The organism is Paenalicyclobacillus macrosporangiidus (assembly GCF_900116805.1).
GTDB lineage: Bacteria > Bacillota > Bacilli > Alicyclobacillales > Alicyclobacillaceae > Alicyclobacillus_H > Alicyclobacillus_H macrosporangiidus.
Genome location: NZ_FPBV01000025.1, coordinates 1 through 22,467 on the forward strand (window position 1 = coordinate 1; position 22,467 = coordinate 22,467).

The window sequence follows — 22,467 nt, forward strand, 5'->3', positions numbered from 1 at the left end:
CAAGCCTCATCGACAAATTTTGGCCAACACGATTGGAACTGAGGTGGTTTGACCCTGACAAAACCCAGTTGTTGAGAGCAACTGCATAGCGCCTGATAGAAGCACACCAAGTCAGTTTCTCCCACCTTCTGTGTAATCGGTTTCGTCCGTTCACATTTTTTCCATGAGTCCGTTTCGGCATCCTTCTCAAGTGTGGTTTTGGGGCAAGTATCACAATCTAGATCAATCATTAATGTAATCGATTACAAATGGGGTGGCGAAATGTCGAACATCGCACTTCAGATGTACACGTTGAAAGAGGAGTGTAAGGTGGACCTTCACGGCACATTGGCCAAAATCGAGGAGATTGGTTATGAGGCCGTCGAACTGGCGGGCACATGGGGACTGTCTGTGGAAGAAGCGGGGCGTTTATTGAAGAAATTCCGCCTCCGGGTGGCTTCCGCTCATGTTCCGTTCGTGCAGTTGGAAACCCAGTTGGAGACCGTATTGAAAGAACAGGAACAACTGGGGAACCGGCACATCGTATGTCCGTCAGTGCCCGTAGAGCGGCGCCAGACTGAAGACGATTACAAGCGAATTGCATTGATACTGAATGAAGTTGGAAGACGATGTGCCGAGAGTGGATTTATCTTCAGTTACCATAACCACAACTGGGAGTTGACCAAATTCGGTGACCGTACGGGATTAGACATTCTATTTGAACAGACGGATCCTGACTGGGTGAAGGCGGAACTTGACGTCTACTGGTTGAAAAAGGGCGGAGAGGACCCGGTTGAATGGTTGGCGAGACTCGGACCCCGGACCCTTCTGGTCCATTTGAAAGATATGACCCTTGATGAAGAGCAGTTCTTCGCGGAGCTGGGGACAGGAGGTGTGGATCTCGTTTCCGTCGTTCGAGAGGGTCATCGGTATGGCGTGGAGTGGTGGATTGTGGAGCAGGATCGATGCAGAAGGCCGGCATTGGAAAGCGTTAACATCAGCTTGCGCTACGCACGAGAATATTTGCTTCCGCTGCTGGCTTGAAAGGGGGGATAGCCAGTTTTGAAGAAAGGTGGTAAACCGTGGACACGGGTTTCGGTCAAATTGTAGATTACAAGGGGGGAGTTTCCTTGCGTACACTGTCTCTTAAAACATTCAAGTTTTCACGCATCTTGAAAACGATTACGGGCGTTCTGTTGGCATCCTCCATGGTGCTCGCAACCGCTTGTGGTGGCAGTGTTCCGCAGGCAGGGAATACGGCGAACACTGCGGCAGGAGGCGGTGCAAGTGGTGGCCAAAAGGTATTAAATTTTTGGTATATAGACCCTGGGGCCAAGGAGCAAGTCTATAAGGATGCGGTAGCGCGGTTTGAGCAAAGTCATCCCGGTGTGCAAGTGAAGATGTTGCGGATCCCGAACGACCAGTACAAACAGAAGTTTGCGGTGGCAATGTCGGGAGGAAATGGTCCGGACGTTTTCCATTCCTGGGGCGGAGGGTGGCTAAAGCAATTCGTGGACGCCGGCCAGGTGTTGGACCTCGCGGGCAAGATTGATTCCAGTCACTATTTGAAAGCCGCACTCGACAACGCAACTTTCAACGGCAAGGTGTATGGGGTTCCACTTGGTCTCAGTGTCACCGCAGTTTACTACAACAAAGAGATATTCCAAAAACTGAACCTGCAGCCGCCGAAGACTTGGGATGACTTGCTGTCAGTCATTCAGACATTGAAGAAGAATAACATCACCCATTTGCTCTGGCAAATCAGACCAAGTGGACAGGTGACTATTTCTTCGTGTATTTGGCGGACCGCATCGCCGGCCCAGATCTCTTCAATTCCGCCTTCCATCGTCAAGGACGCGGATTTGACGATCCTGACTACGTCAAGGTGGGGGAATATATCCAGCAACTTGTTAAGATGGGCGCCTTCAATCCCGGCTTCAACGGCTTGTCCTATGACCAGGGTGGTTCGCGGCAGCTGATGTATTCCGGGCAGGCGGCCATGATGGTCATGTCCAACTCATTCGTGAACAACTGGCGGCAAGAGTCTCCGGATTTCGAAAAGAAAGTAGGGGTAATTCCATTTCCGACGGTACCTGGTGGGAAGGGTGATCCGTCAGACGTGAATGCAGTCACCGCTCCCGTTTGGTCTGTTTCCTCCAAGACCAAGTACCCGGATCTCGCTGTAGACCTGGTAAAAGAATTGACAAGCACGGAAACCGCCCAGGAGTATGCGAACAAAACCGGTTCCGTGACTGCGGTCACTGGGGTTTCCTCGTCCGACCCGTTTGTGAAGATATTCTCCGATCTGGCCCAGAATGCCAAATATATGCAATGGCCGTATGATCAGACCCTCCCGCCCGACTTGGCACAGGTGCACCTGGACGCAACGCAGGCGATCTTCGGGTTGACTGAATCGCCCAAGGACGCACTTAAAAAAGTGGAGGACAAGGCTAAGGAGGTTCTCAAATAGCAGGCTTTCGTAGCGTGGTTCTCGCCTAAGGGGCGCGTGAACAAAAGGTGTCACGCGTCCCTTAACAAAACGACACGCAATGTCAAGTTTGCTGCAGCGGGGAGGAACCGTTGTGTCTGGGAACACTCAGCAAGCCGTACAATCTGTCACAGGTACTGGCGCTCAAATGACCGTGGTCCCTGCACGCTCATCCGAGTACCGAACAGGGCGATGGCGAAAAGTAGCGGTGATCACATCATTCATCCTGCCTGCTCTGTTTGTGTACGTTGTGTACGTCATGTATCCGATTGTTGATACGCTGATCGATAGTTTCTTTGCATGGGATGGACAGAGTACGATGACCTTCATCGGATTTAAGAACTATGTCCATCTTTTAAGAGACTCTATCTTCTGGACAGCGCTGAAGAACAATGTGCTCGTCATTTTGGCATCGGTGTGTGTACAGATTCCCCTGGGAATGGTGATGGCATTAATTCTGCTGTCGCCGATTCGAGGGAGAAGAATCTTCGGGACTGTGTATTTCTTTCCCTTTCTCATGTCGACGGTGGCCATCGGGTTGTTGTGGACGTACATCTTCGATCCTCTCAATGGTCCATTGAATCACCTGATTCGGACGGTCGGGATTCAAAACTGGCAGATCCAATGGTTAAGTGATCCGAGAATCGCGGTGTACGCGGTTCTGTTGGTGGTTGTGTGGCAATATGCCCCATTCTATATGATTCTATTCAAAGCCGCCATGGTGGCGATTCCAGAGGAACTGTATGAAGCCGCCTCATTGGATGGAGCGACTGCATGGCAAAAGTTCTGGCGGATCACAGTGCCTTTGATCATGCCAACGATTGTGTCGAGTGCGATTCTGGCCATCGTGGGCTCTCTCAAGTCATTTGATCTCTTTTACATCATGACCGGTGGTGGTCCCGATCACGCGACAGAGTTGTTGGGAACCTACATGTATAAGGCGGCTTTTGTGGACTTCAACATGGGTTATGCAAGCTCCATTGCGTTTTCGATGTTCTTGGTTGCGTTCATAGTGACCGTTGTCATCCAGTACTTGGAGTTTGTCAGACAGCGGAGAGGGGGTTGAGGTATGGTCGCATTGATAAAGAGAGTGTTGCTCTACGGTCTTGCGGCGGCTCTGTTGGTGTTCACCGGGTATCCGTTTCTATACATGCTGGCGACGTCCTTTAAGACCCAGCAGCAATTTTTTCAAAGCCCGTTTTCCCTGTTCACGTCCATCAACCTAACGAATTATTCTTCCGTGTTCCAGATGGGGTTGAGCAGGTACTTTGTGAACAGCGTGATCATCAGCTTTACATCTGTGTTCCTGGTGGTTCTACTCGCTGCGCTGGCCAGCTATCCCTTGAGCCGTATGAAGTTTCGCCTGAATAAGCCCCTGTTCTTGCTATTTGTGTCGGGCATGATGCTTCCGGTGCATGCCACTTTGATCCCGACGTTCATTTTGACAAACCATTTGGGTCTATATGACAGATTGATTGCATTGGTCGGCCCCTATGTGGCATTCAGTTTGCCAATTTCAATCTTCATCCTGACACAGTTCATGAAGGAGATACCGGACGCCCTGGAGGAAGCGGCCAGGATAGACGGAACGACGGATTTCGGTGTGTTTTGGAGAATCGTCTTGCCTATGTCCGGTCCGGCTCTATCCACTGTGGTGATCTATAATTTCATCCACATCTGGATGGAGTTCATCTTTGCACTCGTTTTGATCAACAGCCCGGAGAACATGACCCTGCCCCTCGGGCTTCAGAAGTTCTACGGTGAGTTCTCGGTGAATGTCCCGGGATTGATGGCTGCACTCACCTTGGCAACTGTGCCTGTCCTGGCTGTGTATCTTGTCTCACAGGAGAAGGTTATCAAGGGTCTGGCTGGAGGCGCTTTGAAAGGCTAAGCTCTCAGGTCTTTCTGTTGAGTCTTACAATCAGGTGAAAGTGGAGGCAAGGAACATGGGACGCGTAAAGGTAGGCGTTGTCGGATGCGGAGTGATCAGCAGTACCTATATTAAGAACTTGAAGAACTTTGACGTTCTCGATGTGGTCGCATGTGCCGATCTGGTGCTCGAGAGGGCACAGATGAGGGCCACAGAGTTCGGGATTCCAAAAGCCTGCAGTGTGGATGAACTATTGGCAGATCCAGAGATTGATATCGTCGTCAATCTCACGGTTCCTAAGGCACATGCCGAGGTGACACTGGCCGCTCTCGAGTCTGGCAAACACGTGTATGTTGAAAAGCCACTGGCCATACATCTCAATGATGGTCGACGCATTCTGGACCTGGCGAAATCAAAGGGGTTGTTGGTTGGGTGTGCGCCCGAGACCTTCATGGGTGGAGGCTTACAAACGTGCCGGAAGCTGATCGACGACGGATGGATCGGCAAACCGATCGGTGCTACGGCATTTCTGTTGAAATCCGGGCCTGAGTCGTGGCACCCTGACCCAGAATTCTTCTACCAGACCGGTGGAGGCCCCTTGTTTGACATGGGTCCTTACTACTTGACCGCTCTCGTTCATCTCTTGGGTCCCATTCGACACGTGTCGGGATCGGCTAGAATCACCTTTCCAGAGCGGCTCATTACCAGCGAACCGAAATTTGGACAAAGGATCACCGTGGAGGTACCGACTCACGTGGTGGCGATACTGGAATTCGACAACGGAGCCATCGGGAATCTTATCACCAGTTTCGATGTGATCCACTCCGAGATCACCCGCAAGATCGAGATTTACGGAACGGAAGGCACGCTCAGTGTACCCGATCCAAACACTTTCGGAGGTCCTGTACGCATTCGTCGACAAGGAGCCGAGCGATGGGATGAAATCCCCCTCACCCATGGTTACTCGGATAATTCACGCGGGATCGGCGTAGCCGACATGGCGCATGCGCTGCGGACGGGGAGAGCCCATCGTGTCCATGGTGAGATGGCATTTCATATTTTGGAAGTCATGCACGGTATATACACGTCCTCGGCGTCGGGGCATAAGTACGAGGTGACAAGTACCTGTCAGCGGCCGAGTCCCCTGCCAATGGGGCTACTGCCGTGGACACTGGATTAAAACGAGCGATGTGGGACTCACGGAAAGGAACTGACCAGACTTGGTGAAAATGTCCGATGTCGCAAAGGCGGCAAATGTATCGAGTGCAACAGTGTCCAGAGTTCTCGCAGGAAGCCCCCATGTCTCCAAAGAGACAAAGGAACGCGTGCTGCGCGTCATTGAAGAATTGAACTACAAGCCCAACCGACTGGCCAGCAATTTACGCCGAATGTCGGCAAAGACGATCATGGTGGTTCTTCCGGATATTACAAACCCTTTCTTTGCGAAGATTGTGCAGGGGTTTGAAGATGTTGCGCACGAGCGAGGTTATTACGTTCTGCTTGGAGATACCGGAAATCGCTTGTCGCTGGAGCGCGAGTTCATCGAATTATCTCGGGAACGGGCGGTAGATGGATTGATCCTGGCTACTGCAAGGATTCCGAACAAGGAAATCCAAGAAGTCAGTGAACATGTACCGCTTGTACTTGCTTGTGAGTACGTCGACGGCCTGGATATTCCTACGGTTTCCATCGATAATGTCGGTGCGGCTCGAGCGGCAACTGAATTTCTCATCGAATCGGGACATCGACGTGTGGCTCACATTTCGGGCCCCATGGCGGTGGTATTGTCTCGTGATCGCGTCAAGGGATATCGCCAAGCGGTCCAATTACACGACCTGGAGCTGGATGATCGTCTGATCCAAGAAGGGGACTTTACCGTTCAATCGGGTTACCATAACATGCTCAAGCTACTGTCGCTCGACAATCCGCCCACGGCGGTTTTTGCCGCGAACGATGAGATGGCTGTAGGTGCCATCAAGGCTGCGAAGAGTTTGGGGATCAGAGTTCCGGAAGATCTGTCGGTCATCGGATTTGATGACATTCCTTTAGCCATGCTGGTCGAGCCGGAGTTGACCACCGTCCACCAACCGCAGTATGACATTGGCCGCCATGCGATGCGCATGCTGCTTGACATTGTGGAAGGTCGGGCACCCAGGCGCAGGCAGGTGGTATTGTCGCACCGCATTGTCGTGCGCGGTTCTACCATGGACGTTTCCGGTTCGGAGCAAACGGGCAACCGCGTCGAGGGGGTTACACTGTGAAACGACTGAGGGCTGCGGTTATTGGAATCGGCTTCATCGGGCCAGCTCACATAGAAGCCGTGCGCCGACTGGGTTTTGCCGACGTAGTCGCCGTGGTCGGCAGCAGTCTCGATCAAGCTCGACAGAAGGCGGAGGAACTTGGTGTTCCCAAAGCGTACGGTGACTATCGGGAAGTATTACATGACCCGGAAATAGACGTGATTCACAACTGTACTCCGAATCACCTTCACTTCGAGATCAACAAGGCCGCAATCCTGGCCGGAAAGCACGTGCTGTCGGAAAAACCTCTCGCCATCACCGCGGGAGAGTGCAGGGAGCTATGTGAACTTGCGGAACAACACGGCGTCATTGGCGGAGTGAACTTTAACTACCGAGCCTATTCAATGGTTCAGCATTTGCGGGCGTTGGTCGCGGATGGACATTTGGGAACCGTTTACCTCGTACACGGGCACTATCTGCAAGATTGGTTACTCTACGACACGGACTACAACTGGCGAATCCGCGTGCGAGAGGGAGGCCCGCTCTGTGCGATCGCGGACATTGGCTCCCATTGGATAGACTTGGTTCAACATGTCACTGGTCAACGGGTTGTGTCGGTCTGCGCGGATTTGCGAACGGTCATCCCTGTCCGCAGGCGGCCTGCAACCTCAAGGCAGACCTTCGGTATCGCCAACGACGAGAAACACGTGTACGACGAGTCCGTACAGACGGAGGATTATGGTGCGGTCCTGTTTCGTATGGATGGAGGCGCCAGCGGCACCTTTCTCGTCTCCCAGGTGAGTGCGGGCCGGAAGAACAAGCTGACTGTGGAGATTGACGGGAGCCAGGCCTCCGCCTGTTGGAACCAGGAAGAACCAGAACGACTGTGGATCGGGCACCGAGACCGTCCCAATGAGATCGTCCTCGATGATCCGACCCTTCTGCATGAGCGAGCTCGGACATTCTGTCACTATCCTGGCGGTCACAATGAGGCGTGGGCAGATGGCTTGAAAAATACGATGCTTGCGTTCTACCGGTACTTGGCCTGTGAAGCGGGGAACCGTCCTCCGCAACCTCCGTTCGCGACGTTTGCGGACGCATACCAATGCGCTTTGGTCAACGAAGCCATTTTGCAGAGCCAAAGAAGTCGTGCTTGGGTGGACGTACCATCGGAATAACACGAGGCGACACGGGGCAGACCCAAGCCAGGGCGAGGGCGGTTTGCGCGAAATTTACCGAACACCAAGGAGGAGTTCTCCATGCGTATTGGGGTTCTGACGGTTCTGTTTCAGCACCAGCCTTTCGAGATGATGTTGGACACGGTGAAAAGCCACGGATTGGATGCCATAGAGCTGGGAACAGGAAACTACCCTGGAAATGCCCATTGCGATCCTGATTCGTTGCTGGAAGACGACCATCGACTGCTGTCCTTCCAAGAAGCCATCCGTCAACGGGGGTTGGTCGTCAGTGCCTTGAGTTGTCATGGGAACCCGCTGCATCCTAACGCCGACGTCGCTCGGAGGGCCCATGAGACATGGAGGAAGACGGTGCAATTGGCCAATCGACTCGGTGTCGATACCATCAACGTGTTCTCCGGATGTCCTGGTGACTCGGATGCTGCACGCTATCCGAACTGGGTAACCTGCGCTTGGCCAACGGACTATCAGGAGATTCTCGAGTGGCAGTGGAACCAAAAGCTGATTCCATATTGGCAGCAAGAGGCAGAGTTCGCGCAACGGTACAGTGTCGTGAAGATTGCCTTTGAAATGCACCCTGGGTTCATGGTTTATAATCCAGAGACCTTGCTGCGGTTGCGAAAGGCCGTCGGTCCCCAGATCGGCGCGAACTTTGATCCCAGTCATCTGATCTGGCAAGGCATTGATCCCGTGGAAGCGATTCGAGTCCTGGGTGAACACGGTGCGATATTTCATGTGCACGCCAAGGACGTCCAGTTGGATCCTGCGAACATCCGAGTGAACGGTGTGCTGGATACAAAACCGTATCAGGATGTGTTGCACAGGGCCTGGACATTCAGGAGCGTCGGTTACGGAATGGGAGAATCGGACTGGAAACGCATCATCAGCACGTTACGGGTCATTGGGTACGACGGAGTACTCAGCATCGAACATGAAGACATCCTGGCGTCTGTGGACGAAGGCTTCACGAAAGCCGTCGAGATGTTAAAACGCTGCCTTCTCCGGGAATCGCCTGCGGAAGCGTGGTGGGCGTGACCCTGTCCTCGTTTCCGCTGCACTCGAGTGAGCCCGCCTGCCGGCCGGGTCGGGCTCACTCCAGATGCTCCAACCACCGCACGCAGACGGCGGCGACCTGTACCAATTCCTCTTTCAATTCCTCATACCGGTCGGCGGTTGGGTCCTGGTGGTACTCGTACAGGGCCTTGGCCACTTCACCGAATTCCTCCGCCAACACCACCAAGCCGTGTTGATGCCCGTGCCATTCGGGATGCAGGTGGTCCTGTCGCTTGCGCTCCTCGTGGATCTTTTGGAAGGCTTCTTGGCGTGTCAACGGGATCGCGTCCTTTCCGGCGGAATCGCCCGCGCCTGGGTTCTGGTTCTGTCAGCCATTGTACCGCGTCCGTCGCCCGCGGGACAGTGAACTGAGTTTTCGGTATACTGAATTCGGGTCGGGGCAGATGCCGGCGATTCGATGGTGACGCTGTCTCTTCGTTTCATTTTGAAACTCTTGTGTCAGCCGATGAGCGCTGCATTTCAGCCACAGAAGGAGAGGGTATTATGAGAGCCGTGGTGGTCTCCCGGTTGGGCGGACCGGATGTGTTGCAGGTGGTCGAGCAGCCGGTGCCGGAGCCCGGGCCTGGCGAGGTGCGAATCCGGGTCGCGGCGGCGAGTGTGAATTTTGCGGACGTGAAGGCGCGATACGGGAACTACCATCATGCCGGGGCGCCACCGTTCGTGCCGGGGCTCGATCTCGCGGGCACCGTCGACGCCGTCGGGGAAGGGGTGACCGGGCTGGCCGTCGGCCAGCGGGTGATGGCGTTCCCGAAGGGCGGTGCCTACAGCGAGTACGCGGTGGCGCCGGCGGTGCTGGCGTATCCCGTGCCGGACGGGGTGGACCTGGAGACCGCCGCGGCGTTGGCGACGGTCGGCGTGACGGCCTACGAGCTGTTGACGAAGGTGGCGCGCTTGCAGCCGGGTGAGACCGTCCTGGTGCACGCCGCCGCGGGCGGCGTCGGGACGGTGGCCCTGCAGTTGGCCAAGATCCTCGGGGCCGGGCAGGTCATCGGCACGGTGGGCAGCGACGAGAAAGCGGAACACGCGCGCCGCTACGGGGCGGATGTGGTGATCAACTACTCCGCGGGCGGCTTCGCCGATGCAGTGCTGGCCGCGACGGACGGGCGCGGCGCCGACGTGATCCTCGACGCGGTGGGGGGGCCCGCGTTCGCCGACAACCTGCGCTGCCTGGCGCGGTTCGGACGCCTCGTGGTGTACGGGAACGCCGCCGGCGCCTACGGGCAGGTGGACACCGCCGAGCTGCACAGCACGTGCCGGTCGGTGTTGGGGTACAGCATGGGGACGACTCGCCGGTTCCGACCGGAGGCGCTGCGCGCTTCGGCGGAGCGGGTGTTGGAACTGGTGGCCACGGGGCGGCTGCAGGTGCCAGTGTGCGGGCGGTATCCGCTGGAGCGGGCGGCGGAGGCGCACACGGTGATGGAGAACCGTGGCACGCTCGGAAAGGTGCTGCTGGTGATGGCCTAGGAGGGGCGAGGATGGCGCGGGTGATTCTGCGCGACGGCCGGGTGGCGGAGCTGAGGGAGGCGCGGGACGAGGAGCGGGATCGATCCCTCATCCGCGACCTCTTTCGGCGCGCCTCGCCGGGTTCGCTGTACCTCCGGTTTTTCCACATGGTGCGGGAGGTCAGCGACGAGGAGATTAGCCGCATGGTGCGGGGGCGCGGGCCGGACGGGCTGTCGCTGGTGTGCGTGGCGGGCGATCGCGCGCTCGGCATCGGCACCTACACCCCGGTGGACGAAGACACGGCCGAGGTGGCCTTCTTGGTGGACGACGAGCTGCACGGCAAGGGGCTCGGGACCCTCCTGCTCGAGCACCTGGCACAGCGGGCGTGGCGGCACGGGTTCACCCGTTTCGAGGCGTACGTGCTGGCGGAGAACCAGAAGATGCTGGACGTGTTCCACTCGAGCGGCTACGAGGTGAAACGGCGGCTGGAACACAACCAATACCACCTGGTGCTGCCGCTCGGGGAGACGGAGCGGTCGCGCGCTCTCCAGGAGGCCCGCGAGAAGTTGGCGACGGCCGCGTCGCTGCACCCGTTCTTCCGGCCGCGCACGGTCGCGGTGATTGGCGCCTCGCGGGACCCGGACAGCTTGGGGCACTTGTTGTTGCGCAACGTGATCGCAGGGAATTTTCGCGGCGTCGTGTATCCCGTCAACCCCCACGCGGAGGCGGTGGCCGGGGTCAAGGCGTATCCGTCGGTGGGGGGGGTGCCGGATCGGATTGATCTCGCCGTCATCGCCGTACCCGCCGGCCAGGTGCTGCCGGTGGTGGACGATTGCGTCGCGGCGGGGGTGCGCGCCGTCACCATCCTCTCGTCCGGGTTCGCGGAACAGGGGGCGGAGGGCCGCGCCCTGCAGGACGCGGTGGTCGGCCGCCTTCGCGCGGCCGGGTGCCGACTCATCGGCCCCAACTGCCTGGGGTTGTTGACGACGGATCCGGACGTCCGCCTGAACGCCAGCTTCGCCCCGCATCCGTTGAGGCGCGGGAGACTGGCCATCGCCAGCCACTCGGGCGGGCTTGGGGTGGCCATCCTGGAGTACGCCGAGCGGGCGGGCATCGGCGTGTCGAGCTTCGTCAGCCTGGGTAACAAGGCGGATGTCTCGGGCAACGATGTCCTGCAGTACTGGGAGGATGATCCCGCCACCGACCTGGTGGTCCTCTACCTGGAATCGTTCGGGAACCCGCGCCGGTTCTCCCGTATCGCCCGGCGCGTGACGCGCCGCAAACCGGTGCTGGTGGTCAAGAGCGCGCGCACCCCGGCCGGAGCGATGGTGTCGGAGGCGCGCGCGGCCGCGGCAGAGGCGAGCGAACAGGCGGTGGAGGCGCTCTTCCAGCAGACGGGGATCTTGCGGATGGACACGCTGCAGGAGCTGTTCGACGCCGCCGTCCTGCTGGCGTTTGCGCCTCTGCCGAAGGGCCGCCGGGTGGCCGTGGTGACCAACTCGGCGGGCGGCGCGGTCATCGCCGTGGATGCCCTGCGGCGGGAGGGGCTCGAGTTCGTGCCGCCCCTCATCGATCTCGGCTTCGAGGCACTGGCGGAAGGATACCGCCTGGTGTTGCCGCAGGTCCTGCGCGATCCGGGGGTCGACGCGGTGCTGGTGCTGTTCGTCCCAGTCGGGTCCCGGGACGAGCAGGCGGTCGCCCAGGCGATTCAAGACGCCATCCGCGAGGCGGCGGGCGCAGGCGCGGCCGAGGCGGGGAATGCTGCAGCGGGCGCGGGGGCGGTCCCGAAGTCCGGCGTCGCTGAAGCGAGTGCAAGCGAGAGCAAGGCGGGCGGCACTGCAGCCGGGGCGACTGAGACGAAGCCCGTGATCGCGACCTTCCTCACGACGGGAGAGTACATGGTGCGGACCCTGGACGCGGATGTGCAGCGGGTGCCGGTGTATCCGTTCCCGGAGCAGGCGGTGAGGGCCCTGGCGAAGGCGGCGCAGTACGCGGAGTACCGGGCCAAGACGCCCGGGCGCATCCCCGACCTCGACGGCATCGCGTGTGATGCGGCGCGCCAGCGGCTGCGGGCGGTCCAGGGCGAGGACGCGCGCTTGCTCAGCGCAGAAGAGGCACGCGCGATCCTGGCGTGCGCGGGCATCGTCGCGGAGGCGGCCGAGGCGGACCAGGTGGAGGAGATGGCGAGAAGTCCTGTCCTGGTGCTGGGCATCGATGTCGATCCGCTGTTCGGCCCCTTGGTCTTCGCCCGCCGCGCCGATCCGCCGGAGCCCGTCTGGGATCCGCAGGTGGTCCGGCCTCCGCGCACGTGCGTGCGCCTCGTCCCCATCACCGACGTGGACGCGCGCGAGATGGCCGGCGTGCTCTTGGATGCGGACGATCCCGGCACCGGCCTGCTCCCCGACCTCCTGCTGCGCCTGTCGCGGTTGGCGGACGAGGTCCCGGAGGTGCTGTCTGTACGTGCGCTGGCGCGGTGGACCGGCGGGGCGTGGCGCGTCCGGGACGTGCGGCTTCAGGCGGCCGGCCGCGAAAGGACCTGAAGTGGTTTGGGAAATCCATTGGAGCGGGTCAGGGGTTCAGGCTGGCGTTATCCGTCGGTTCGGATCGGGATGGCGCTGCCCGTGGGGTGGATCAGGGTGGCACGGTTCATCAGGGTCAGTCTTGCGCTGTCCGTGGGACCGGGTCAGGCTGGCGCCGCCCCGCCGGCGGGAACGGCCTGACGCAGCACCTCTCCCGCCTTGGCGTGGATGACCAGGTGGGCCCGGTCGTCGAAGTCGGTTTCATCCAGATTGAGAAGGACGATGCGCGTGGACGCGCGGTCCGCAAACCTCGGCAGGCTGGCGATGGGCTCGACGGTGAGAGAGGTGCCGATAATCAAAAGCAGGTCGCAGTCTTGGACGGCGTGCAGGGCTTCCCCGTAATGGCGGACGGCCTGTCCGAACAGGACCGTGTCGGGATGCAGCACCCGCCCGCAGACGGAGCCCTTGACGTCTTCCCAGGTGCACCGCGGTACGTCCTCGCTGAGGATGTGCGAGAGGCCGTATTCGGTTCCGCACCGGGGACAGCGGGCCGACCGCGCGCTTCCGTGAACCTCCCACACCCGGGTGCTGCCCGCCAGTTGATGCAGGCCGTCGACGTTCTGCGTGATAATGGTGACCCTCTTGCCTTGCGCCTCCAGGCGTGCGAGGGCCCTGTGGCCTTCGTTCGGCTGGGCGCGCAGATATTCCGGGCGCAGGAAGGTCCGTTTGTATTTCGGCCAGAAATCATCCGGATTGTTGCGCAGGTGATGATCGGTCATCGCCGCGAGGAGCGCTTCGTCCTGCCAGACACCCTTCTCGGATCGGAAGTCCGGGATGCCGGACTCGGTGCTGATGCCCGCGCCGGTGAGCACGGTGATCCGGTGGCTGTCCCCCAACCAAGTTCTCAGGGTCTTCAGCTGATTCTCCACACAGGACCACTCCTCGGTCGCAGTGCCTCCCCAAACCTGGGGAAGGCAGGTGGCGAAAACGCTCGCATGTCTCCTGTGGCCATTATACCGGTGCGGTCGGTGGGGAGGGAACCCGGTTTGGAAGCGGGATCGCAGGCGAACGTAGACACCGGCCGCAGGACGGCGCTGCGGCCGGACGGGCAGGAGAGCGAACAGGGGATCACCACCACCAAGCCCACGGGGCGAGCGCCAAGAGGGCGAAGAACGGGAAAAAGAAGAACGGCCACCATGCCTCCGTCACATCACCTGTCGCTCCGGGGGTTTGATCCGGCCTGCCGGCGGGCAACTCCCCCAGCAGGTGGACGTCGGGATGCGAGGTGCCGCTCGCCAGCCGCGTGGTGGAGCCGCGGATCGGCCGCACGTATATGCCGTGGGGCGTGACGTTGTGGAGGATGCCGTGGTGCAGCACCCCGTCCCGCGTGCGGAACACGACGTGTTGGCCCACGAAGCGGATGCAATGAGCGTGTGTCAACATGTACACTTCCCTCCTCTCGCTGCAACACATGTATGCAACCCTTGGATAGTTGGTATGGACGAACTCCCAAAGCACGGAGACGCGGACGAATTTGGGGCTGGCACGTTTTTTGCTAGAGGACATGAGAGGGGGTTCCACCCCCTTGAGCACGGCGTGGCCTTGCGCCGCGTGCCGTTGCATTTTTATTTTGGAATTTGGAAGCGCTCACGCCAGCCGGGATGTTCGGACGGCGGAGCCCGGACGACCTTGGAAGACGACCACGGCGGACGACTGCAGCAGGGAGGAGCGAGAGGGATGCAGGAGAAGACGGGTTCCCTGGCACGGGTGATCGGTTCAACGGATACAGCGCAATATCAGGTTCAGACGAGGGCACAGGGCCCGGCGGGGCAACTGCCGTTGACGCCGGAGATGTTGTTGAATGAACCGAGCGGAAACCTGTTTGGTTGGACGCAGAACGTCGGGATGGGGTGGAACCCGTCGCGGCTGCACGGCCGGCAGGTGTTGATCCTGAGTACGCAGGGGGGAATCCGAGCGGAGGACGGGACGCCTGTGGCACTCGGGTACCACACCGGCCACTGGGAGGTGGGCCTGTTGGCCCGGGCCGCAGCCGAGGAGGTCAAGGCCGCGGGCGGGGTACCGTTCGCCGGGTACGTGAGCGATCCGTGCGACGGCCGATCCCAGGGCACAGCGGGTATGTTTGACTCGCTGCCGTACCGCAATGATGCGGCGCTGGTGATGCGCCGCCTGATCCGATCGCTGCCGACGCGCCACGCGGTGATTGGGGTGGCGACCTGTGACAAGGGGCTGCCGGCGATGATGATCGCGCTGGCATCCATGCACCACCTCCCCTGCGTGCTGGCGCCGGGCGGGGTGACGTTGCCCGCCGAGGAAGGCGAGGACGCGGGCAAGGTGCAGACCATCGGGGCGCGTTACGCCCACGGCGAGATCTCCCTTGAGGAGGCCGCCGAGATGGGGTGCCGGGCGTGCGCGACGCCCGGTGGGGGATGCCAGTTCCTCGGCACGGCGGCGACCAGCCAGGTGGTGGCGGAGGCGCTCGGCATGGCGATCCCGCACTCGGCCCTGGCGCCGTCCGGGCAGCCCATTTGGCTCGAGATCGGACGTCAGTCCGCGCGCGCCGCACTGCAGTTGCTGGAGCTCGGCTGGACGACGCGGGACATCCTGACGGACGCGGCCATCGAGAACGCGATGGTGGTGCATGCGGCCTTCGGCGGATCGACCAATCTGTTGCTGCACATCCCGGCCATTGCGCACGCGGCCGGCTGCCGGGTGCCGGAGGTGGCGGACTGGATCCGGGTCAACCGGGAGGTGCCGCGCCTGGTGAGCGTGCTGCCCAACGGGCCGGAATACCACCCGACGGTGCGGGCCTTCCTCGCCGGCGGGGTGCCCGAGGTGATGCTGCACCTGCGGAGGCTCGGCGTGATCGACACGTCGGTCAAGACCGTGGCTGGCGTGAGGTTGGACGAGGTGCTCGACTGGTGGGAGGACTCGGAGCGCAGGCACGCGGTGCGGGCGCGGTTGAAGGAGGCCGACGGGATCGATCCCGACGATGTCATCATGAGCCCCGACCGCGCGCGGGCGCGTGGCCTCACGTCGACGGTGACGTTCCCGGTGGGCAACATCGCGCCGGAAGGGTCGGTGATCAAGTCGACGGCCATCGATCCGTCGGTGGTCGGCGCGGACGGCGTCTACCGCCATCGGGGTCGCGCCAAGGTGTTCACGTCAGAGCGGGATGCCATTGCGGCCATCAAGCGGGGCGCCATCCAGGCGGGCGACGTCATGGTGCTGGCCGGGCGCGGGCCGTCGGGCACAGGGATGGAGGAGACGTACCAGCTCACGTCCGCCTTGAAGCACCTGCCTTTCGGCAAGCACGTGTGCCTCATCACGGACGCGCGCTTCTCGGGGGTGTCGACCGGCGCTTGCATCGGCCACGTGGGGCCGGAGGCCCTGGCGGGCGGGCCCATCGGGAAGCTGCGCGACGGCGATTGGATTGAGGTGGAGATTGATTTGAACCGCCTCGAGGGCCGGGTGAACTTCGTCGGCGATGGGGACGAACCCGGGACGCCGGCGGATGGGGACGCGATTTTGGCACGCCGCGATCCGCACCCGGGACTCAGCCCGGACCCGGACTTGCCGGACGATACGCGTCTGTGGGCGGCGCTGCAGAACGTCAGCGGCGGCACCTGGCGCGGGGCGGTGTACGACGTCGACCGCATCATCCAGGCGCTGGAGGCGGGCAAGAAAGCGCTCGGGTGGTAGGGGCGTAGAGGCCGGGCCCCGGCGGGGGACCGGGGACCCTGGTGTGCGGCCCGGGGGCCCGGCTGGAGGTCGGTCGCCGGTGCGGGAGCCGGCGGGGCGCCGGTGATGTGGGCGGTCGGGGCTCCGGCGGCGCGGCGCAGGTCGCCGGTAGAGCGGGGCCCCGAGCCTCGGGCGGGTGGCCGCTGGTGCTCAGGCTGGCCCAGGCCCCAGACGCGGGCGGCAGGGGTGAAAAGTGGCAAGAGCGGGAGGTGTCGAGGGCGGAAACCGCCGAGTGGGAGGCGATAGTAACAATCGTGATATTAACGGCTCGTGGAAACAGGGCAATACAAAACATTTTGATGTTAACTCGGGCTTCGCCGATCCGATAAGGTGAAGAACTTCAGTAAACACAAGTCTTTCACAACCACTTTGGCCCCGTCCCGTCCCTGCACAGGCCCGCGACCATCCACCCATGTCCCCATCCGCCCGTGCCACGCCCCCGCCTTCGCCCCCGGCCCGGCCTCCCCTGCTCCCGAATCAGCCAGGCTGTTCTCCGTTCAATTCGTTTCCCCTCTGCACCCGGTACCCGATCTGCGATCGTACACTCTTTCGGGCGCGTTCAACGGTGGCTCGAATCCATCCGTGTCACCCGCTTCACGCTCTCATCCCCGTACAACCTAGGGAAGACGATGCGAGAGGGGCCTCCTTAGTCTCCAAGCGATTCGAGCATTCCAAGCGATCTGAGCGAGCGACCCGCAAGACCCGCTGGAACGCCGCTGGGGGGCCTGGTGCTTGCCATTTTGCGGATTTCGGAACATCATAGGAACGTGACGACCGAATGCCGGGAGCGATGCAGGTGACTTACATTCAGCAGGGGACTCCGGAGTTTCGCAAGGCGAGCTTCGGGCTCTTCATCGGCGCTTGGGTGACGTTCACCATCCTGTATTGTATCCAGCCCTTATTGCCTGCCTTTTCCCAACACTTCCAAGTCTCTCCCGCGGTCTCCAGCCTGTCGCTGTCGGTGACCACCGCGGCGCTGGCCATCGGGATGCTCTTCATGGCGTCCTTGTCACACCGGTATGGCCCCAAGCGGCTGATGACCTTCTCCCTCTTGGCTTCGGCCATCTTGGTGCTCATCTCCGCGTGGGTCCGGGATTTTGCCAGCCTGTTGGTGGTCCGCGCCCTGCAGGGCATCGCGCTCGCGGGATTGCCGTCGATCGCGATGGGGTACCTGGGAGAGGAAGTCGATCCCAAGAGCCTGGGATACGCGATGGGCCTGTACATCGCCGGCAACACGGTGGGCGGGATGTCCGGGCGGATCATCACCGGGATGATCAGCGACTGGCTGTCGTGGCGGTGGGCGCTTGGATTTCTCGGCGCCCTTGGCGTGGTCCTGGGTGTGGTGTTCTGGTGGATCTTGCCCGTCGCGCGGAACTTTCAGCCGCGGCGAGTGAATGAACCTGTTCGCCAGCGGTTTCGCCGGGCTCTCGGGGTGTACGCGGGACACCTGCGAGATACAGGTTTGCTGTGCCTGTTTGGCATCGCGTTTCTGTTGATGGGCGGGCAGGTCGCTCTGTACAATTACATCGGTTATCAGTTGATGGCCCCGCCGTACCGGTTGAGCCAGACCGCGGTGGGGTGGTTGTTTGTCGTGTACACGGTGGGCACGTTCAGCTCTGCCTGGATGGGGCGGGTGGCCGACCGCCACGGGCGTCGCCTGACCTTGTGGATCGGGACCAGCACGATGGCCCTCGGCGCGCTCATCACGCTTCCCATGGGCTTGGTGTGGAAAGTGCTGGGGTTGGCCGTGTTCACGTTTGGATTTTTCGCGAGCCACTCCATCGCGAGCGGCTGGGTGGGATGGCGTGCCGCCGGGAACAAGGCGGAGGCGTCTTCCCTCTATCTTCTCTTTTACTACATGGGATCGAGTGTGGGCGGATTTTGCGGGGGATTGTTCTGGAGCGCGTTTGCTTGGCGCGGCGTGATCGCCATGATCCTCGGATTCACCGTGCTGGCGATGGGGCTGCAGATGCGGTTGTCCCGGCTCACGCGCACGGTTACTGCGGCCAGCTCCAGAGGAGGAACCGTATGACGAACCAGGGAACCAGGCAGAGGTTTTCACCGTATATCACCTTTTCCCGCGAGGAGTGGCGCCACCTGCGCGACTCCACGCCGTTGCCGCTGACAGAGGCGGAGCTGGAACAGCTGCGGGGCATCAACGAGCGGGTCTCCATGGACGAGGTGGCGGACATCTACCTGCCGCTGTCGCGCCTGCTCAATCTGTACGTGGCGGCGACCCAGAATCTGTATCAGGCGACGAACACGTTTCTCGGGCATCTGGAGGCGAAGGTGCCGTACATCATCGGGATCGCGGGGAGCGTCGCCGTGGGCAAGAGCACGACGGCGCGCATCATCCAGGCGCTTCTCGCCCGGTGGCCAAATCATCCCAAGGTCGATCTCGTCACCACCGACGGCTTCCTCTACCCGAACCGGGTCCTCGAGGAGCGGGGCCTGATGAAGCGCAAGGGGTTCCCGGAGAGCTACGATGTGCGGCGACTCATCCAGTTCGTCGCCGACGTCAAGTCGGGGAAGCCGGAGGTGCTGGCGCCGGTGTACTCGCACCTGACCTACGACATCGTTCCCGGGGAGTTCATCCGCATCCGCCAGCCGGACATCATGATCCTCGAAGGGCTCAACGTGTTGCAGACCAACCCGGACGGCGGCCGAAAACGGGCACCCCAGGTGTTCGTCTCTGACTTCTTCGACTTCTCCATCTATGTGGATGCCAAGGAGGAGCACATCAAGCGCTGGTACGTGGAGCGGTTCCAGACGCTGCGGGAGACGGCGTTCCGGGACGAGAAATCCTACTTCCGCCGCTACGCGGACCTGACGGCGGAAGAGGCGGAGCGCACGGCGCTCAGTATCTGGGAGGAGATCAACGCGGTCAACCTGCGGGAGAACATCGCGCCGACCCGCAATCGCGCCCACCTGATTCTGGAGAAAGCGGAGGATCACACCGTGCGGCAGGTGTTGTTGAGAAAACTGTAGGGGCGTAGGGGCGCCGGGCTTCGCTAGTGCTTCGCAAGCCGCTGCGCCCGATGCCCCGACGCTTCGCGGGATGGCTTGGCGGGTGCATGGGCATGAACTGTTGTCGGAGCAGAGGGACGACGCGACGCGGGTGTACTACATCCGGGCCAAGTGAACAGAGGCCTTCGTACGACGAGGCCGGACGCCAAGGTGGGCGCCCGGCCCTCGCGCGTTTCCCGCGCTGGTCTGTCGTTTGGTTCCACCGTCATGCGCGGGACAGGTGCTGGGCGAGTTTCTTTTTCGCGCGTTGCAGCGCGTTGTCCACCGCCTTGCTGCTCTTCCGCAGCCGCTGGGACATCTCGTGATACGAATACCCGACGGCGAAGAGGAACAGCACGTCCCGCTCCAAGGGTGTCAGGTGCGTGTCGTGGCGGTTTCTCCGCACCAGCGGAAGTGTGCGCGTGTCGCACGCGTCACGGATTCCGTGCAGGTGCTCGCGCGCCATGGCGATGTCTTCCGGAGTGGGTGTGCAGGGATCCGCGAGGATTTCGGCGAGGGATCGATCTTCTTCGTACTCGCCGTGCACGGGCGCGTCGAGGGAGATCGCGTTGTTGAGGAGCCGGTGCTTTCGGCTGTTGGCGACCTTCACCGCCTGCAGGATCTGGCGCGTGATACACATGCGAGCGAACGGCCCAAATGGGGGCCCACCCGGGCGATACGATTCAATGGCTTCAAACAGGCCGATGCGCGCCTCTTGCTCCAGGTCTTCGCGATCGCCGCCGCTGATGTAATACATGCGTGACTTCCATTGGATGAAAGGCCGGTAGCGCTCGAACAACACGGCGAGGGCCTGTTCATTGCCGCCGCGATAGGCACTGATCAACGCCTCGTCATTCAGGAGCGACAACACCGTCTCGTCACCGCAGGAAGGCAAGGTTGCTTTGTGCGTGAAGGATGCCACGGCCATTGGGCTCACCTCACCTTCACCGCTGAAAAGAGGTGGCCAACGACTGCAGCTTCACGTGCGCCGCCATCTGCTTCACCGGCAGGGCAAGGCGCCGGGATCACCACGGGATTCCGGCCATGCCCGGTGCCACCCTGTACGGGATGACGACGGCCAGCCAACGCAGAACAGATGGAGTAGGGGCGTTGAAACCCAGCAGCAAGCCGTCTTGGGGCCAAACATCCATGAGATTGAGGCCTTTCGAGGTGGGGAGCTTTTGTTTGGTGACGCCGCAGGCCAGCCCCGAGGACGAGGCTGGGAAGCATGGGCCGCGTGGGCGAGACGGATCGCCACGTCCAACGCGGAGAAGCCCATGCCGAAAGATACTGTCTTTCGCAGACAAGTTTCACTTCACATCACCCGGCCCATGGAATCAAAAGCACCCCTGTATGCGTGACTCCGCACACATCAAAAACGGGCAGCCCTGCGAATATGCGCAGGGCTGCCCCATCGCCGTGTCTGATCGGCGTTCCGTGTGGCAGCCCGGCTGTCATAGACATTCGTCCGTAGACCCGTGGCTTTGCGTCCCAGCGTTTCCACTGGTTTGCCATTATCACACTTTCTATGTATGTTACAAAATCTCTCTCTGTCTTTAGTAGATTATCTGACATAGTTCGACAAGTGTCAACAAGATCTGCGGGAAAAAAGTCGATGGAGCAGGTTCTGCTCGGCAGGAGGCCGGTCATAAATATCGAAAGGTTATGATGAGTCTACCGACCGAACATTCGTTACATCATGAAAGGGGTTACATCTGTGGACTTCACTTTGACTCCGGAGCAGAAGATGGTGCAGCGGACGGTACGAGAGTTCGTGCGAAAGGAGCTGATGCCACTCGAGCCGCAAGTCCTGCGCAACGAGCGCGAGGGCAAACCGGGCATCACCCGCGAGCAGTTGAAAGACCTGCAGTTGAAGGCCAAGGAGCTGGGCTTCTGGGGGATCAACACGCCGGAGGAGTACGGCGGCGCCAACCTCGGCGCCATGATGACCGCGTTGGTGCACATGGAGCTCGGCCGCACGTTTGTACCCTTCTCGTTCGGCGGGTCCGCCGACAACATCCTCTATTACTGCAATGAGGAACAGAAGAAGCGGTACCTCATTCCCACCATCAACGGGGAGCGGCGCTCCTGTTTTGCGCTGACGGAGCCCGGGGCCGGTTCGGACCCCAGCAGCATCCGGATGACCGCCGTCAAGGACGGCGACGAGTGGGTGCTCAATGGCGAGAAGATCTTCATCACCAACGGCAACGAGGCGGATTTCGCCATGGTGTTCGCCGTCACAGACAAGGAAAAAGGGGCGCGCGGGGGCATCACGTGCTTCCTCGTCGACCGCGAGATGGGTTGGCGCTCGGAACGGATCCCGACGATGGGCGAGTGGGATCCGGCGGCGCTCATTTTCGAGAACGTTCGGGTGCCGGAGGAGAACGTGCTCGGCGAGGTCGGCTGGGGATTCAAGCTCGGCCTGGAGTGGATCGGCCAGGCCCGTTGGGTCATCCCCGCGCGCGGCGTCGGGGCCGCCGAGCGGCTGCTGCAGATGGCCATCGATCACGCCAAGACGCGCGTCACCTTCGGCAAACCCATCGCCGAGCGGCAGGCGATTCAGTGGATGATCGCCGATTCGGCGGTGGAGATTGAGGCGACGCGGTGGATTACCCTGCGGGCCGCGTGGATGCACGATCAGGGGCTCGACAACCGCCACCAGGCGTCGATGGCAAAGCTGTACGGGGCCAATATGGCCAACCGGGTGTGCGATCGGGTCCTGCAGATTCACGGCGGCATGGGCTACACCAAAGAGTTGCCGATTGAGCGCTGGTACCGGGAGATGCGCGTGTGGCGGATCTTCGACGGCACCGACGAGATCCAGCGGTACATCATCTCGCGCAATCTGCTCAAGGGCCACGTGAAAGTGGGCGAATGGATGGATTGACGAAAG

At 60.9% G+C, this 22,467-nt stretch carries 18 protein-coding genes, 1 pseudogene and 1 riboswitch; of the genes and pseudogenes, 15 read left to right on the forward strand and 4 right to left on the reverse strand.

Annotated elements, in window-relative coordinates; translation table 11 throughout:
* Positions 1-261 precede the first annotated feature (261 nt).
* From BM357_RS15955 to BM357_RS15990, 9 genes and pseudogenes are all read left to right on the forward strand, one after another.
* A complete protein-coding gene (locus BM357_RS15955) occupies positions 262-1,023 on the forward strand; it encodes a sugar phosphate isomerase/epimerase family protein (protein WP_074955777.1) in 762 nt (253 codons plus the stop codon).
* Between the two features lie 356 nt (positions 1,024-1,379).
* Positions 1,380-1,673, forward strand: a pseudogene (locus BM357_RS20520) (extracellular solute-binding protein); the annotation flags it as partial.
* A 98-nt stretch (positions 1,674-1,771) separates the two neighbouring features.
* A complete protein-coding gene (locus BM357_RS20525) occupies positions 1,772-2,449 on the forward strand; it encodes an extracellular solute-binding protein (RefSeq protein WP_281245612.1) in 678 nt (225 codons plus the stop codon).
* Positions 2,450-2,561: 112 nt separating this feature from the next.
* Positions 2,562-3,533 (forward strand): carbohydrate ABC transporter permease, encoded by a 972-nt coding sequence (locus BM357_RS15965; protein ID WP_245784048.1) that lies wholly within the window; start codon positions 2,562-2,564, stop codon positions 3,531-3,533.
* Positions 3,534-3,536: 3 nt separating this feature from the next.
* Positions 3,537-4,358, forward strand: a complete 822-nt coding sequence (locus BM357_RS15970; RefSeq protein WP_074955780.1) for a carbohydrate ABC transporter permease — start codon at positions 3,537-3,539, stop codon at positions 4,356-4,358.
* Between the two features lie 55 nt (positions 4,359-4,413).
* Positions 4,414-5,517, forward strand: a complete 1,104-nt coding sequence (locus tag BM357_RS15975) for a Gfo/Idh/MocA family protein (RefSeq protein WP_074955783.1) — start codon at positions 4,414-4,416, stop codon at positions 5,515-5,517.
* Positions 5,518-5,557: 40 nt separating this feature from the next.
* Complete coding sequence (locus BM357_RS15980; RefSeq protein ID WP_139234761.1) at positions 5,558-6,598, forward strand: LacI family DNA-binding transcriptional regulator; 1,041 nt, start codon at positions 5,558-5,560, stop codon at positions 6,596-6,598.
* Positions 6,595-7,755, forward strand: coding sequence for a Gfo/Idh/MocA family protein (locus BM357_RS15985; protein WP_074955786.1), 1,161 nt, complete (start codon positions 6,595-6,597; stop codon positions 7,753-7,755). Before BM357_RS15980 ends, BM357_RS15985 begins: the two co-directional genes overlap by 4 nt.
* Positions 7,756-7,836: 81 nt before the next feature.
* Complete coding sequence (locus BM357_RS15990; protein ID WP_074955789.1) at positions 7,837-8,808, forward strand: sugar phosphate isomerase/epimerase family protein; 972 nt, start codon at positions 7,837-7,839, stop codon at positions 8,806-8,808.
* Between the two features lie 55 nt (positions 8,809-8,863).
* Here BM357_RS15990 and BM357_RS15995 read toward each other — a convergent pair whose 3' ends face one another.
* Entirely contained in the window at positions 8,864-9,103 is a 240-nt protein-coding gene (locus tag BM357_RS15995) for a nucleoside triphosphate pyrophosphohydrolase family protein (protein ID WP_035462102.1), read from the reverse strand.
* A gap of 227 nt (positions 9,104-9,330) precedes the next feature.
* Here BM357_RS15995 and BM357_RS16000 point away from each other — a divergent pair, with 227 nt between their 5' ends.
* Complete coding sequence (locus tag BM357_RS16000; protein WP_074955792.1) at positions 9,331-10,311, forward strand: quinone oxidoreductase family protein; 981 nt, start codon at positions 9,331-9,333, stop codon at positions 10,309-10,311.
* An 11-nt stretch (positions 10,312-10,322) separates the two neighbouring features.
* Positions 10,323-12,830, forward strand: coding sequence for a bifunctional acetate--CoA ligase family protein/GNAT family N-acetyltransferase (locus tag BM357_RS16005; protein ID WP_074955795.1), 2,508 nt, complete (start codon positions 10,323-10,325; stop codon positions 12,828-12,830).
* A gap of 143 nt (positions 12,831-12,973) precedes the next feature.
* Here the strand turns inward: BM357_RS16005 and BM357_RS16010 are convergent, their stop codons facing one another.
* Both BM357_RS16010 and BM357_RS16015 read right to left on the reverse strand, forming a co-directional pair.
* Positions 12,974-13,738, reverse strand: a complete 765-nt coding sequence (locus BM357_RS16010; protein ID WP_175511561.1) for an NAD-dependent protein deacylase — start codon at positions 13,736-13,738, stop codon at positions 12,974-12,976.
* 199 nt (positions 13,739-13,937) lie between these two features.
* Positions 13,938-14,252, reverse strand: coding sequence for a hypothetical protein (locus tag BM357_RS16015; protein WP_074955798.1), 315 nt, complete (start codon positions 14,250-14,252; stop codon positions 13,938-13,940).
* Between the two features lie 294 nt (positions 14,253-14,546).
* Here BM357_RS16015 and BM357_RS16020 point away from each other — a divergent pair, with 294 nt between their 5' ends.
* The 3 genes from BM357_RS16020 (at position 14,547) to coaA (ending at position 19,556) form a co-directional block, all read left to right on the forward strand.
* On the forward strand, positions 14,547-16,529 hold the full coding sequence (locus tag BM357_RS16020; protein WP_074955801.1) for a YjhG/YagF family D-xylonate dehydratase: 1,983 nt from the start codon (positions 14,547-14,549) through the stop codon (positions 16,527-16,529).
* Between the two features lie 835 nt (positions 16,530-17,364).
* Positions 17,365-18,600 carry an MFS transporter gene (locus BM357_RS16030; RefSeq protein WP_074955873.1) on the forward strand — a complete coding sequence of 412 codons (1,236 nt, stop codon included), beginning with the start codon at positions 17,365-17,367 and terminating at the stop codon, positions 18,598-18,600.
* Positions 18,597-19,556 (forward strand): type I pantothenate kinase, encoded by a 960-nt coding sequence (gene coaA, locus BM357_RS16035; protein ID WP_029421306.1) that lies wholly within the window; start codon positions 18,597-18,599, stop codon positions 19,554-19,556. Before BM357_RS16030 ends, coaA begins: the two co-directional genes overlap by 4 nt.
* A 244-nt stretch (positions 19,557-19,800) precedes the next feature.
* Here coaA and BM357_RS16040 read toward each other — a convergent pair whose 3' ends face one another.
* Positions 19,801-20,502: a sigma-70 family RNA polymerase sigma factor gene (locus BM357_RS16040; RefSeq protein ID WP_083430600.1), complete on the reverse strand. Its 702-nt coding sequence runs from the start codon at positions 20,500-20,502 to the stop codon at positions 19,801-19,803.
* Between the two features lie 510 nt (positions 20,503-21,012).
* Positions 21,013-21,097, reverse strand: a riboswitch (cyclic di-GMP riboswitch).
* Positions 21,098-21,273: 176 nt separating this feature from the next.
* Between BM357_RS16040 and BM357_RS16045 the strand changes: the two genes are divergently transcribed.
* A complete protein-coding gene (locus BM357_RS16045; RefSeq protein WP_074955807.1) occupies positions 21,274-22,461 on the forward strand; it encodes an acyl-CoA dehydrogenase family protein in 1,188 nt (395 codons plus the stop codon).
* The last annotated feature ends 6 nt before the right edge of the window (positions 22,462-22,467 follow it).